This is a genomic window from Sphingomonas sp. MM-1 (assembly GCF_000347675.2).
In the GTDB taxonomy this organism is placed as follows: domain Bacteria; phylum Pseudomonadota; class Alphaproteobacteria; order Sphingomonadales; family Sphingomonadaceae; genus Sphingomonas_E; species Sphingomonas_E fennica.
Window position 1 is genome coordinate 1103424 of record NC_020561.1, and the last position, 13023, is coordinate 1116446.

The 13023-nt window shown below is 66.7% G+C and carries 10 protein-coding genes; 5 read left to right on the plus strand and 5 right to left on the minus strand.

Features of this window, described 5'->3' with window-relative positions; translation table 11 throughout:
- From G432_RS05435 to G432_RS05445, 3 genes are all read right to left on the minus strand, one after another.
- Window positions 1–900 (minus strand): SDR family NAD(P)-dependent oxidoreductase, encoded by a 900-nt coding sequence (locus G432_RS05435; RefSeq protein WP_015457821.1) that lies wholly within the window; start codon window positions 898–900, stop codon window positions 1–3.
- 92 nt (window positions 901–992) lie between these two features.
- Window positions 993–3467: a TonB-dependent receptor gene (locus tag G432_RS05440; protein ID WP_015457822.1), complete on the minus strand. Its 2475-nt coding sequence runs from the start codon at window positions 3465–3467 to the stop codon at window positions 993–995.
- A 278-nt stretch (window positions 3468–3745) separates the two neighbouring features.
- A complete protein-coding gene (locus G432_RS05445; protein ID WP_015457823.1) occupies window positions 3746–5488 on the minus strand; it encodes an N-acyl-D-amino-acid deacylase family protein in 1743 nt (580 codons plus the stop codon).
- Between the two features lie 91 nt (window positions 5489–5579).
- Between G432_RS05445 and G432_RS05450 the strand changes: the two genes are divergently transcribed.
- Window positions 5580–6311 carry a TetR/AcrR family transcriptional regulator gene (locus G432_RS05450; protein ID WP_015457824.1) on the plus strand — a complete coding sequence of 244 codons (732 nt, stop codon included), beginning with the start codon at window positions 5580–5582 and terminating at the stop codon, window positions 6309–6311.
- A 186-nt stretch (window positions 6312–6497) separates the two neighbouring features.
- Window positions 6498–6920, plus strand: a complete 423-nt coding sequence (locus G432_RS05455; RefSeq protein WP_015457825.1) for a DUF4279 domain-containing protein — start codon at window positions 6498–6500, stop codon at window positions 6918–6920.
- A 95-nt stretch (window positions 6921–7015) separates the two neighbouring features.
- Here the strand turns inward: G432_RS05455 and G432_RS05460 are convergent, their stop codons facing one another.
- Entirely contained in the window at window positions 7016–8425 is a 1410-nt protein-coding gene (locus tag G432_RS05460) for an OprO/OprP family phosphate-selective porin (RefSeq protein ID WP_015457826.1), read from the minus strand.
- Between the two features lie 310 nt (window positions 8426–8735).
- On the opposite strand from G432_RS05460, the gene G432_RS05465 reads away from it, so the two are divergent.
- The 3 genes from G432_RS05465 to G432_RS05475 all read left to right on the plus strand — a co-directional run bounded on the left by G432_RS05465 (window position 8736) and on the right by G432_RS05475 (window position 12338).
- Window positions 8736–10475: a copper resistance system multicopper oxidase gene (locus G432_RS05465; protein WP_015457827.1), complete on the plus strand. Its 1740-nt coding sequence runs from the start codon at window positions 8736–8738 to the stop codon at window positions 10473–10475.
- A complete protein-coding gene (locus tag G432_RS05470) occupies window positions 10472–11584 on the plus strand; it encodes a copper resistance protein B (protein WP_041864810.1) in 1113 nt (370 codons plus the stop codon). The genes G432_RS05465 and G432_RS05470 overlap by 4 nt, the downstream gene beginning before the upstream one ends.
- Window positions 11585–11780: 196 nt before the next feature.
- On the plus strand, window positions 11781–12338 hold the full coding sequence (locus G432_RS05475; RefSeq protein ID WP_015457829.1) for an NADPH-dependent FMN reductase: 558 nt from the start codon (window positions 11781–11783) through the stop codon (window positions 12336–12338).
- 445 nt (window positions 12339–12783) lie between these two features.
- On the opposite strand, the gene G432_RS05480 is transcribed toward G432_RS05475, so the two are convergent.
- Entirely contained in the window at window positions 12784–12993 is a 210-nt protein-coding gene (locus tag G432_RS05480) for a hypothetical protein (RefSeq protein ID WP_041864811.1), read from the minus strand.
- Window positions 12994–13023: the final 30 nt, after the last annotated feature.

Genomic DNA, 13023 nt, shown 5'->3' on the forward strand with positions numbered 1-13023 from the left:
TCAAATTCCGGCCGGCGCGATGGCCGGGTGCGAAAAGGCCGGCGGCTCGCGCGCGGGCATCGTGCCCGCGCCGTCCAGCGTGCGCACGGTCAGCCCTTCATGGTGCGGATAATGCATGGAAAAGGCGACCAGGCCGGTGCGCTCGGCCGCCGGGCGGTGGCACATGGCGAGCACGGTTTCCGCCAGATATTCGACATCCTCGGTCGGGAAATCGTCCGGGATCAGCTGGGACGCGCCCGGCGTGCGGATGGCAGTGGAAGGCCCCACCACGTTGACGGCGATATCATGGTCCACCAGCTCCGCCGCCAGCCCCTGGCTGAAACGGTGGAGCGCCGCCTTGATCGCGGCATAAGCGGTGTCGCCGCCCGCCTTGGCATAATCCTGATAGGGCCGGGTCGGCGGCAGCGCCGTCACCGATCCGATATTGACGATCCAGCCCGCGCCCTGCGCCTTCATCTGCGGCACGGCGGCGCGGATTAGCGCGAAGGGCGCGCGCAGATAATGTTCGAAGGTGCGATCGAACGTCTCCAGGCTCATCGCGTCGATGCGGGCATAATCGGCGAAGCCGGCATTGTTGACGAGGATGTCGATCCGCCCGGCCGCGTCCACCGCGCGCTCCACCAGCGTCGCGCGGTCCTCGGCCTTTTCGAGGTCGGCGTCGATCGGGATGGCGCGCCCGCCGGCGGCCTCGATCAGCGCCACCGTCTCGGCCAGCGTGCCCGGCACGATCTGCGCGTTGCCGAAGCGCTGGGATGCGGCGGCGCCGTTCAGCGATCGCGCGGTCACCACCACGGTGGCGCCGGCCGCCGCCAGCCGCTGGGCGATGGCCCGGCCGATGCCGCGGCTGGCGCCCGTGACCAGCGCCACGCGGCCAGCGAGCACGGGGTTCGGATCAGCCATTATCTTGAAACCTCATCATCTGCGGGCCTTCGGGCGGCCCGGAAAAAATCGGGGGCACCGCTGCCGGCGCCCCCTTCACATTCATCCCCGGCCTAGAACTTGATGCCCAGTTCCACGCCATAGGTACGGCCGCGATCGTAGGTCGTGGTCAGCGACAGCACCGGCGCGCCGAAGGGGTTGTAGTCCACATCGAACAGGTTCTGGCCGTAGACGGAGATGCTGGCATCCACCCCGCCCAGCGGCAGGTTGGCGACGCCCAGCCGCCCGTCGACCAGCCAATAGGCCTTGGTGTAGGCATATTGTTCGAGCGGCGAGACATTGCCGGCAAGGTCGGTGATCGGCGTCGAGACCAGCGGCGCCTTGGACTTGTAGCGGCCTTCCAGACGGACGAAGGCATTGCCGCCGTTCGAGAATTCCGGCGCGTCATACTGGCCCGAAATCCGCCCGGTCCACTTGGACGAATAGGTCGTCCGCGCGACATCCGAAACGTCGACGCCGGCCAGGATGAACTCCTTATAGTTGAAGTCCTGATAGCCGAGATTGCCGCTCAGCGTCAGGCCGCGCACCGGCACCACGTCCACCTCGGCCTCGAAGCCCTTGATGTGCGCCTTGCCGGCATTGTCGAAGAACTGGACGCCATCGATGAAGTTCTGGGTCTGCAGATCCTTGTAATCGCTGTAGAAGGCCGCGAAGTTGGCCCGGACGCGATTGTCCCAGAACTTCGTCTTGAGGCCCAGTTCGTAGGCGATCAGCGATTCCGGCTTGTAGGGGATGCCGCTCAGGATGCCGCCCGCGACGTAACCGGACGAAACCTTGCCGTAGGCGGTGACGTCGTCGGTCGGCCGGTAGGTGGCGATGGCGGTGAAGTTGATCTTGTCGAAATGGGCCTTGTACTTGCCCGGCCCGAGCTGACCGCCCTGGCCGCCGGCGATGCTGTAGATATTGGTCTGCCGATCGTCGAGCGTGTAGCGCAGGCCACCGGTCAGATCGAACTTGTCGGTCACGTGCCAGGTTGCCTGGCCGTAGATCGCCATCGAGTCGTTGATTGCGCGGGTGTCGGTCGTGCCGCTGCCGAACAGCGCATCGAAGGAATTGACGTCGCGGGCATCGAGCACCCCGTCACCATTGATGTCGATGCCGAACGGCGCCAGCGGCGTGCCGACCGGGAACGCCGTCAGGATCGCCTGATCGCCAACGACCTTGCCGTTCGCCACCGGCTGGAGGATGCCGAGAATGTCGGTCGCGGGCGAGTTTTCATGGAAGTAGAACACGCCGGCCGTCAGTTCCCAGCGGTCCTGGGTATATTGGAACTGCACTTCCTGGGTGAACTGCTTCTGCTTGGTCGCGCGCGCGGTCAGGAGCGAGAAGAAGCTGTCGTTAGGTCCCGGCAGATTGGCCGGATCGAACAGTGTCGTTCCGCCATCCAGCAGCAGGCTGCGCAACTGGCCGACCGTGAACTTCAACCCGCCCGATGCGGCGAGGTCGTAGACATACGGGTCCTGCTTGAACTTGCGGTAGGCGGTGATGCTCTTCACCGTCAGCGCATCGCTTACGTCCCAGTTGAGCGTCAGGCTGTGGCCCTGCGTCACGACATGTTCAAGCGAGGTGGCGTTGGCGAGATTGTCGATCCGCTTCGTGGATTCGTTGGTGATCCCGCCCAGCAATCCCTGCAGGTTCACGATCGGCTGGAGGAGCTGGCCGGAGGCATCCGGGATCACGCCCAGGCTCTGCACGCCACGGCCCACGGCGCGGGCATCGGTATAGTCGAAGCGGTAATCGATGCGGAAATCATCCGACGCATCAAGCCGCGCAGCGAGCTGGCCGCCGTCGATGTTCCGGCCGCCCAGCTTGTTGCTGTAGCGCAGGTTGCCGAAGCGCGGATCGCGCACGCTCAGGTCCAGCGTCCGGCCGCCGATCAGGTTGGTCTGGTCGCCCTCGATCTGGTCGTGCAGATAGGCAACCTTCACCGAAAGCGGTCCCAGCGCCGGCAGGTCCAGCGTGATCTTGCCGCGCCACGCATCGTAATTGCCGTAGGAACCGGTGGCCTTCATGCCCCATTCGCCGCTCGGCGCGGCGGTGACGAGGCTGATGGCGCCCGATGTCGCGTTGCGGCCGAACAGCGTGCCCTGCGGGCCGCGCAGCACCTCGACGCGCTCGATATCGGCCAGGTCGAACACCGAGCCGACGGTGCGACCGATATAGACGCCGTCCAGATAGATGCCGACCTTGGGATCGACGGCATTGTTGGACGTGCCCGATGCGATGCCGCGGATGATGATGGTGGGATTGGATTGCAGGCCCTGCGTGTTGATCTGCAGGTTGGGCGCCACGCCCGCCAGGTTCTTCACGTTGGTGACGCGCATCTGGTCCAGCGCGTCGCTGCTGAGCGCGGTCACGGCGACCGGCACGTTCTGCAGCGCTTCCTCGCGCCGCTGGGCGGTCACGACGATATCGGCGATGCCGACAGTCTCCTGCGCGTCGGCGGCGGCGCTGTCCTGGGCGTAAGCGGGAACCGAAGCGAACATAGCGGCGCTGGCGAGCAACGCCGCGACAAGCGACTTCCTCATTTTCCTCTCCCTGTGGATGCGACCGGCTTGGGCGCCGGCTCGTATCTGTGCCGGAGGCTACATCTCCCCCGGCGAATAATGAAGCGCCTTGCATCGAAATTCTGATGCGCGATCGGGCCAAATTCGACGATCGAGACTTCCCGCTCGTCTTTGCTCGACTTTGCGCGCCACCCCGCCCGACTTAGGTCGCTTATTCGTTCATCGAGTCCTTTCGGCGTTATCGCCTTTCCGTGATCCGGCGGAACGGATGAAACGCCCCGTCCCGCCGGTCCGGCCCCTTATTCGGCCGCCATGCTGTAGGCGGAATCCACCTGCGGGCTCAGGAACTCGCCCGGCCGCTTGCCGGTGGGCTCGCCGCCGTCGAAGGTCGCCTCGCCATTGACGAGGGTGAGGCGCATCGGCGCGGGATCGCGGGTATAGCGCCAGGTGATGCCGCCATGGCCATCGGGCACGTCGAAGATCTTGCGCTCCTCGCGCCGTTCGATCTCGTCGATGTTGAACACGGTGATATCGGCCGGCGCGCCTTCTTCCAGAACGCCGCGTCCCTTCAGGTTGAAATGCCTGGCGAGCTTGCCGGTCTGGACGTGCACAGCCTCCTCGATGCTGATCTTGCCGCCCCGCACATAATAAGTGAACAGCAGCATATTCTCGCCCGGCCCGCAGAACATCTGGGCATGGGCGCCGGCGTCGGAGACATTGCCCACCGACATCGGATCGCGGATCAACTCGATCACCAGTTCCTCGTTCATCGGGAACGGCGCCATGTGGACGGTGGACTTCACCCCGTTCTTCAGGATCCAGTCCGCCATCGCGTCCGAACGGTGGGCCGCGCCCGACTGCTTCATATATTCGGTCAGCGTCAGGTTCACCGGCCCCGCGCCATTATCCGAATTGCGCAGCAGCAGGTCGTCCGGCCGGTTCATCGGCGCATGCGCCCAGGCATGGTTGTCCCAGCTGTCGCGGGCGCGGGCGCGCCATTCGGGATCGGCGAGCAGGCGCTCCTTCTCCTCGTCGGTTTCGGCCTGCACCACCTCGTGCCAGGCATAATCGTTCGACTGGGCGAAGATCAGCGACTTGGTGAGCGAGAGCGTGTTGGTCGGCGAGACATGGGTGAAGGCCGTCCAATAATCCTTGCCCTGCGCCTTGAAGTCGTCGTGCAGCTTCTGGAGCGGCCCGAGGGTCGGCTTCTGGAATTCGAGGGTGGGGAGGCCGGCCCACTGCATGCGGACCGACTTGCCTTCCAGCAGCCGGCCCATGCGGGCGACCATTTCCGGGCCGGTCATGCGCATGAAGGTATCGATGATGACCTGGACGGCGCTGCCGGGGTGGCGATCCAGCACCTCGAACAGGGCGGCATATTCGGCATCGTCGGCGATCTGCGTCGGCACGGGGCGGTCGTCGCCGTCATGATCGAGCAGGTTGGTCGAAAGGCCGAGCGCACCGGCGTTGAGCGCGTCGTCCAGCAGCTCGCACATCCGCTCGATCTCCAGCGGGGTGGCGGTGCGTTCCCACGCATCGAGGCCCATCACCGCAAGCCGGATGGCGATATGGCCGACATAGGCGGCATAATTCAGCGGGATGCGGACCTTGGAGGTCAGCGACGCCTTATATTCGCTCCACTTGCGCCAGTCCCACGGCAGCTCGGAGACGAACGGCTCCTTGGCGATGTCCTCGAAGAAGGAGAAGATGTTGATCACCTCCTGCGTCGCGGCCTTGTCGTCGGAGATGGGCGCGCAGGAGAAACCGCAATTGCCCATGATGATCGTCGTCGCGCCATAGCCGGGCAGCGGGTTGAGATCGTCCTGCCACCACATCGTCGCGTCGAAATGGGTGTGCGCCTCGATGAAGCCCGGCGTCACATAGCATCCGGTCGCGTCCACCACCCGCTCATCGCCGCCGCGCGGCGCCAGGCCGGCGCCGATCTCGGCGATGCGGTCGCCCGTCACCCGCACGTCGGCGGCATAAGCGGGCGTCATCTTGCCGTCGACGACGGTGCCGCCCTTGATCAGGAAATCAGCCATTATCCTCTCCTCGGTTGTCTTTCCCGCCGGGCTCGCCTATCGCGGGGATCGAATTTGTTTCTCTTATTTACTTATTGAGGTAAACTAAGTCGTGGCGAGCAGCAATAGCCAGAATCGGACCCTGTTCGCGGATGAGGACACGCCGCCCTCCGTCACGCCCGCCGCGATGCGCGGCCGCCCGGCGATGCTTTCGGCCGACGCCATCGTCGATATCGCGCTGAAGCTGCTGGACGCGCATCCGGGCGACGAGCTGACCATGGCCCGGATCGCCCGCGAACTCTCGGTCTCCCCGCCCGCGCTCTACCGCTATTTCCCGACGCGCACCGCGCTGCTGGCGGCGATGTCGGCGGCGGTGTTCGCCGATTTCCCGGACATGCCGGCGGACAGGCCGTGGCGCGAGCAGCTGCTCGCCTGGCAGAATCACGTCGCCAATCTGTATGAAAGTCACCATGGCGTCATGAAGCTGATGGGGTGGGACGATCAGCTCGCCGGCCCCTGGCTCAAGGTGCAGGCGCCGGTGGTGGAGCTGCTCCACCGCATGGGCCTGAAGGAACTGGCGCTGGTCGAAACGGCAAGCTGGTTCCTGGCCGCCACGGTCGGCCTGATCGGCACTTATTATGCCAGCGAGTCCGAGGTGCTCGATCGTTCGGACATGGTGGCGCTGGACGAAGGCGTCGCCGATCTCACCCCCACCCAGCGCGCGCTGGTGGAGGAGAGCCGCAAATGGATCCGGAAGGCCGATCCGCACCGCACCCTCAACAAGGGCTTCCAGGCCCTGCTGGACGGCGTGGAACGCGAGCTCGACGAAGCGGCGGCAGGCTGAACCGGCCGGCGCTTTCCTGGCTCTGCTCCCCCCTGTTGCGTCCGTTCAAAAAGGTCCGTCATCCGGGGTGATGCGGGGAAGCACGGCGATCAGCGCCAGAAAAGTCGGGGCAAGCGAACGGTTCGAAGGAACGCTGCATGCCCTGCTGGGGGTGGAATGCGGTCTCGGATTGGCTAAGCTCACGCGATGAATGATATTCCCGAATGCAAGGTCTCATTGTGGATCGTCGGCGACACCCTTAACCCCGACGAACTTGCTGAATGGCTGGGATGCGCACCTGCTTATCAGGCTCGCAAGGGCGACACCTACTACACCGATGAGGGTGAAGAGATGGTAGCAAGCACCGGTCGATTTCAGCTAACGACCGGCTGGCATACCGGCAAGCCGCTGGAACGCCTAATAGGTGAGTTGCTGGATCGAGTGCCGGACGACGCTGCCTTGTGGGATAGGATCAACACCAGTCTATCAGGCGATGTCTTCTGTGGTCTCATCATGGGCGGCGCGAACGAGGAGACCAAGCTCTCAACGGATACACTTCAGGCACTGGCTTGTCGTGGTCTGTCCCTACACCTCGACATATACGACAGCGCCGACGGGCCAATCAGCTAGGCAGCCACAACGTCCGCAATGTCGTCGGGTCCGTACAGACAGCAATGTCGTCGAAAATTCCAGCAGCGGCCGTGATCCGAATTTGTCCGCGCCGCTTAGAAGTCCAGTTCGATCCGCGTGCCGATGACGTGCAGGTTATAGTCGTCGAACACGCCGTCGACCGCCACGCCCGGCGAATAAGTGAGATATCCGTAGTTCAGGTTGAACCGCAGATAGTTGATCGGCGTCCAGACCAATCCCGCCAGATAGGCGTTCTGCCGGCCGCCCAGCACGCCCGCCGATCGATCGTTCAGGCTGAGATAGTCGTAGCGGAGGTTCAACTGGACCGCGCCGATTCCGCCCTTGCCGAATGGGCGCTTCGGGTCCGCGCCGCCGAATATGCCGTTGCGGTAGGATCGGGTATCGCCCTTGGCGAGGAAATAGCCGACCTCGGCATAGCCGCCGAAGAAGCCGACGTCGGGCGCGTCCGGCCGCATGGCGCGCAGCCAGTGCGCCTCCGCCACCGCATGCCAGGGGCCGCGGATGGCGGCCGCTTCCAGCCCGTAATTCACCTCGTCATCCACGTTCAGCCCCGGCGTTTCCAGCACATAGCTGTTGGTGCCGTGCAGGAAGGGACGCTGGCGGTAGACGGTGGGCTTGTCCGCCAGCCGCTTCAGCGTCCGCCAATGGCCCGATGCGCCGAAATGGAGCTGGGTATCGTCCACCTTGGGCGCGAAGACGACGCGGCCGTCCACGCCGAAGCTGTTATTCTCGTCCCCGCCCGAAGGCCCGTCGCTGCTGTTGGAAAGCGCGCCGATATCGTCGGTGAAGATGCCGCCCTGCAGCAGCCAGTCCTTGTGATGATATTGGGCGGAAATGCCCAGCCGCCGTTCGAAGCCGAAGGCATCGGTGAAGGCGGCGCGTTCCATCACCGATCCGGTGGTATCGCCGGTCAGCTCGTCCAGCGACTGGAACTGGTTCTGGTTGCCGATCGCGACCAGCCAGTCCTTCGTCTCATGGGTGACGAAGGTGTCGACCAGATCGACCTTGTTGTCCGAAAGCTCCAGTTCCAGCTTGTAGCCGAAGCCCGAGCCCAGCTTGCCCTCGCCGCCCAGGCGTATGCGGCGCATCTCGCTGGTGAAGCCGAAGCCCTTGTCGTCCGAACCCGGCGGGTGGGAGACATAGCCCGCATCCGCCTGGATGCGGCCCTTCACCTTGAAGGCGCGATCGTCGCTGGTGAACTGGGGCGATCCTTTCCAGCTGATGCCGGTTTCGGGCGCGGCCTTGGCGGGCGGCGGCGGGGCGGCGGCGGCCACGGCGGTGGATGCCTGCGGCGGCGCCGGTGCGGCAGCCGGCGCGCTCGTCGCGGTGGGCGCGGCCTCCTCTTCCGGCCCCAGCCGGCTTTCCAGCCGGGCGAGTTGCGCCTTCAGCAGCCTGATCTCCTCGCGGATACGCTGCGCCTCCTCGGCGGAGATCGGTTCGGCCGCCGCCGGCGTGGCGCAGATCAGGCTCAGGCCGAGCGGCATGGCCGCCATGATGTGCCGTGACGTGAAAACTGCCATGAAAGCGATTGCGGACGCGGACCGGCCGCGCCTCCCCTGATTTGCCCATGTCGCAACGCCAGCCGATGCCCGATCGGCGGTTTACGACGCCGTGCGCCCTAAGCGGCAAATATGGCCACATTGTGCCCTATCGTAACCGAAGATTGCCGGCCGGCGGCGCCGTGGGAAAGTCGCTGACATGCCGGCGGCCGGCGATATGATGGGCGCGATCGGCCGTGCGCGCCGGTCCGATGTCGCAATAAGGGGCCGGCCGGCCCCGAGAGTGGGAATTGGCATGAAGGATGGAATCGGCCGCCGCGATGTGTTGCGCGGCGCCTCGTTGCTCGGCGGCGGCCTGCTGCTGAACACGGCCCTGCCCGCCTGGGCGCATAGCGGCGCGCACGGCCTCACGGCCGACATGCCGATACTCAGCGGCACGGACATCAAGCTCGCCGTCGGCCATTCCCGCTTCGCCGTCGGCGGCAGGAGCGGCCATGCCATCACCGTCAACGGCACGCTGCCCGCGCCGCTGATCCGCCTGCGCGAGGGGCAGCAGGTCCGCCTTTCCGTCACCAACGGCCTCGACGAGGATACGTCGATCCACTGGCACGGCCTGATCCTGCCCTTCCAGATGGACGGCGTGCCGGGCGTCAGCTTCCCCGGCATCAGGCCGGGCGAGACCTTCCATTACGAATTCCCCGTCCGCCAGGCCGGCACCTACTGGTATCATAGCCATTCCGGCCTGCAGGAGCAGATGGGCCATTACGGCCCGATCGTGATCGATCCGGCGGGCGCGGACCCCGTGGCCTATGATCGCGAGCATGTGATCGTGCTGTCGGACTGGAGCTTCCTCCACCCGCACGAGATCTTCCGCAAGATGAAGGCCCAGGGCGGCTACTTCAACTGGCAGAAGCAGGCGCTGGGCGACGGTGGCGCCATGTCGGCCGCGGATCGCGCGATGTGGGGCCGGATGCGGATGGACCCCACCGACATCGCCGACGTCACCGGCGCCACCTACACCTATCTCGTCAACGGCCACGGCCCGGCGGAAAACTGGACTGGCCTGTTCCGCCCCGGCGAGCGGGTGCGGCTGCGCATCGTCAACGCTTCGGCCATGACGATCTTCAACGTCCGCATCCCCGGCCTCGCCATGGCCGTGGTGGCGAGCGACGGCCAGAATGTCCGCCCCGTCACGGTGGACGAGCTGCAGATCACCGTCGCCGAAACCTATGACGTGATCGTCACGCCCACGGAGGACCGCGCCTTCACCCTCGTCGCGGAATCGGTCGATCGATCCGGCATGGCCCGCGCCACGCTGGCGCCGCGCCTGGGGATGCAGGCCCCCGTCCCCCCGCTCCGCCCCCGCCCCACGCTCACCATGAAGGATATGGGCATGGATCATGGCGCCATGGGCCACGACGGGATGGATCATGGCGGGATGGACCATGGCGGCGCCCTGCCCATGAAGATGCCGATGAAGATGCGCGACAAGAGCAAGGCGCCACCGGGCCTGAAGGTCGGCCCCGGCGTGGATTCGATCGCGGCCATGCCCGTGGACCGCACCGGCGATCCGGGCCTGGGGCTGGAGGATGCCGGCCACAAGGTGCTCACCTATCGCGATCTCGTATCGCTCGCCCCCAATGCCGACACGCGCCCGCCCGCGCGCCGGGTGGAGCTGCACCTCACCGGCAACATGGAACGCTTCATGTGGTCGTTCGACGGGGAGACCTATAGCGAGGTGACCGAGCCGATCCGCTTCGCCCGCGACGAACGGGTGCGCGTCGATCTCGTCAACCACAGCATGATGGCGCACCCCATCCACCTGCACGGCCATTTCTTCGAGGTGGTGAACGGCCATGCCGGCAACCATCCCGTGAAGCATACGGTGAACGTGCTGCCCGGCGGCAAGGTGAGCTTCGACCTCACCGCCGACGCGCCCGGCGACTGGGCCTTCCACTGCCACCTGCTCTATCACATGCATGCGGGCATGTTCCGCGTCGTCAGCGTCCGCCCGCTCGACGGAGAGGCCGCATGAAGCCCCTCCTCGCCGCCGCGCTGGCGAGCGCCCTCCTCGCCGCGCCCGCTTACGCGCAATCCGCGGCCCCGCATGCGGGGCATGACATGCCTTCGGCCACGCCGGCCGATCCGCACGCGGGCCACCACATGCCGCCGGCCGCTCCGGTAAATCGACATGCCGGTCACAGCATGCCACCGGCTGCTCCGGTCGATCCGCACGCCGGCCACGTCATGCCACCGGCCACCCCGGCCGATCCGCACGCGGGCCACCACATGCCACCGGCCGCTCCGGTCGATCCTCATGCTGGCCACGTCATGCCGCCGGCCACGCCGGCCGATCCGCATGCCGGCCACAATATGGGCACCCCCGCCGATGCCCCGCCGCTGTCACCGCCTCCGGCGGAGGCGCTGGCCGGACCGCGCTTCGCCGCCGACGGGCTGTTCGATCCGCGGGCGATGGCGGCCGCGCGCGCGCAGCTTGGGCGGGAGCATGGCGGCGGCACTCGCTACACGGCGATGCTCGACCGGCTGGAGGCGCGGATCGGCAAGGGGCCGGATGCCTATCTGTGGGACGCGCAGGGTTGGTATGGCGGCGATATCGACCGGCTGTGGCTGAAGGCCGAGGGCGAGGGCGCGTTCGGCGGGCGGATCGACGATGCCGAGGTGCAGGCGCTGTGGAGCCACGCGATCGGCCCCTGGTTCGATCTCCAGGCCGGCCTGCGCGGCGATTTCCGCCCCGGCCCGGATCGCGCCCAGATCGTCCTCGGCGTCCAGGGCCTCGCGCCTTACTGGTTCGAGGTCGATGCCGCCGCCTTCGTCTCGCACAAGGGCGATCTCACCGCGCGGGCGGAGGTGGAATATGACCAGCGCCTCTCGCAGCGGCTGATCTTCCAGCCCCGCGTCGAGATCGACCTTTCCGCGCAGGACGTGCGGGAGCTGGGGCTCGGCTCCGGCCTCACGTCGATCGCCGCCGGCGCTCGGCTGCGCTACGAATTCGCGCGCGAGTTCGCCCCCTATGTCGGCGTCGAATATGAACGGAAGATCGGCGACACCGCCGATTTCGCCCGCGATGCCGGCGAAGGCGTCGGCGGCTGGCGCGCGCTGATCGGCATCCGGGCGTGGTTCTGAGGTCCGTTTGGAAATCCGCTTCTAGCAATTCGATGCGGCACAGCCCACGGCACGCCACCCAAGGGCGGTATCTTGTGGATGGCCGGGTGGAGGAGCGGGCCGGCGCGGCAATCTTTGCAACATGGCCGGCGGCGGCCCTTGATTCCCGCCCCGCGCCGTTCCAGCCTGCCCGCCGCCACAACAGGGAGCCGCCAGCATGGTCACGATCGTCGGATTGTCGGGCAGCCTGCGCCGCCATTCCTACAATAGCGGCCTGATCCGCGCCGCCGGCGCCCGCGCGCCCGAAGGCGTGACGATCGATATCGCCTCGATCGCCGGCATCCCGCTCTATGACGGCGACGTCGAGGCGCAGGACGGCATCCCGCCCGCCGTCGCAACGCTCAAGGACCGGATCGCCGCCGCCGACGGGCTGCTGATCGCGACGCCCGAATATAACAACTCGATTCCCGGCGTGCTGAAGAACGCGATCGACTGGGCATCGCGCCCGCCGGCGGACAGCGGCCGGGTGTTCGCCGACAAGCCCGTCGCGGTGATCGGCGCATCGCCCGGCGGGTTCGGCACGATCCTGTCGCAGACCGCCTGGCTGCCGGTGCTGCGCTCGCTCGGCTGCCGCCAATGGTCCGGCGGGCGCCTGCTCGTCTCCCGCGCGGGCAAGGCCTTCGACGCGGAAGGCGAGCTGACCGATCCAGCGGTCCTCACCCAGCTCGAGGAATTCGTGGCCGCCTTCGCCGCTTCGCTGCATCGAGGTGGCTAACGGAATGCGGGCCGCAACGGCTGCGGGTTTCGGGGCGCTACGCCGGCCTGCCTGATGACCGGCCGGTTGGGAAACGGCCTTCAGCACTTCCTCCCCTCCCTGGAAGAGAGGGGTTGGGGATGGGTTCCGCCGAGGCACTTGGCGGCCCTTGCAAGATTGCATCAGCCATAGGGGCCGACGACAAACTACCTCATGAATCGCAGCCGGTAGCGGGATAGCCGCCGCCAGATCAGGCGCTCGCTTTCTATCTGCCTCTTGCTGGCGGCCCTCGCTCCGCGCGCTGACCTCCCACAACCCCTCCCTTTCAGAAAGGGGAGGAATGGCCGCCCGGTCGTCTTGTGCGGACAGGCCATTCCGCCAGCGCCGGTGCCAATCCGCTTTTGCCCATGCAGCCCGACCGAAGCCCCCGGAGCCAGCGCCTCCCCGCGCCGGTTCCGGTCGCCCTTCACACGATCTGGCCAGCCCTGCGGCTCGACCGCCGGCGGACCGAGGCGGCGACGGTGGCGAAGGCCACCAGCGTCATCGCCCAGCCCGCCGGCTCGGGCGGGTAGCCGATCAGGCCCGCCAGCACCCCCGCCAGCGCGATTGCCGCGATCACCTGTCCCACGCCCGTCCCCCGGCCTGCTTCACACCCCACGCTCACGCCACGCACCATGCAAAGCCACTCCCCGCTCACGCATGGCCA

Bases quoted from the DNA above. Each gene is read 5' to 3' on its own strand.
- G432_RS05435 (WP_015457821.1), bottom strand. From the start codon at position 900: ATGGCTGATCCGAACCCCGTGCTCGCTGGCCGCGTGGCGCTGGTCACG.
- G432_RS05440 (WP_015457822.1), bottom strand. From the start codon at position 3,467: ATGAGGAAGTCGCTTGTCGCGGCGTTGCTCGCCAGCGCCGCTATGTTC.
- G432_RS05445 (WP_015457823.1), bottom strand. From the start codon at position 5,488: ATGGCTGATTTCCTGATCAAGGGCGGCACCGTCGTCGACGGCAAGATG.
- G432_RS05455 (WP_015457825.1), top strand. From the start codon at position 6,498: ATGAATGATATTCCCGAATGCAAGGTCTCATTGTGGATCGTCGGCGAC.
- G432_RS05460 (WP_015457826.1), bottom strand. From the start codon at position 8,425: ATGCCGCTCGGCCTGAGCCTGATCTGCGCCACGCCGGCGGCGGCCGAA.
- G432_RS05465 (WP_015457827.1), top strand. From the start codon at position 8,736: ATGAAGGATGGAATCGGCCGCCGCGATGTGTTGCGCGGCGCCTCGTTG.
- G432_RS05470 (WP_041864810.1), top strand. From the start codon at position 10,472: ATGAAGCCCCTCCTCGCCGCCGCGCTGGCGAGCGCCCTCCTCGCCGCG.
- G432_RS05475 (WP_015457829.1), top strand. From the start codon at position 11,781: ATGGTCACGATCGTCGGATTGTCGGGCAGCCTGCGCCGCCATTCCTAC.
- G432_RS05480 (WP_041864811.1), bottom strand. From the start codon at position 12,993: ATGGTGCGTGGCGTGAGCGTGGGGTGTGAAGCAGGCCGGGGGACGGGC.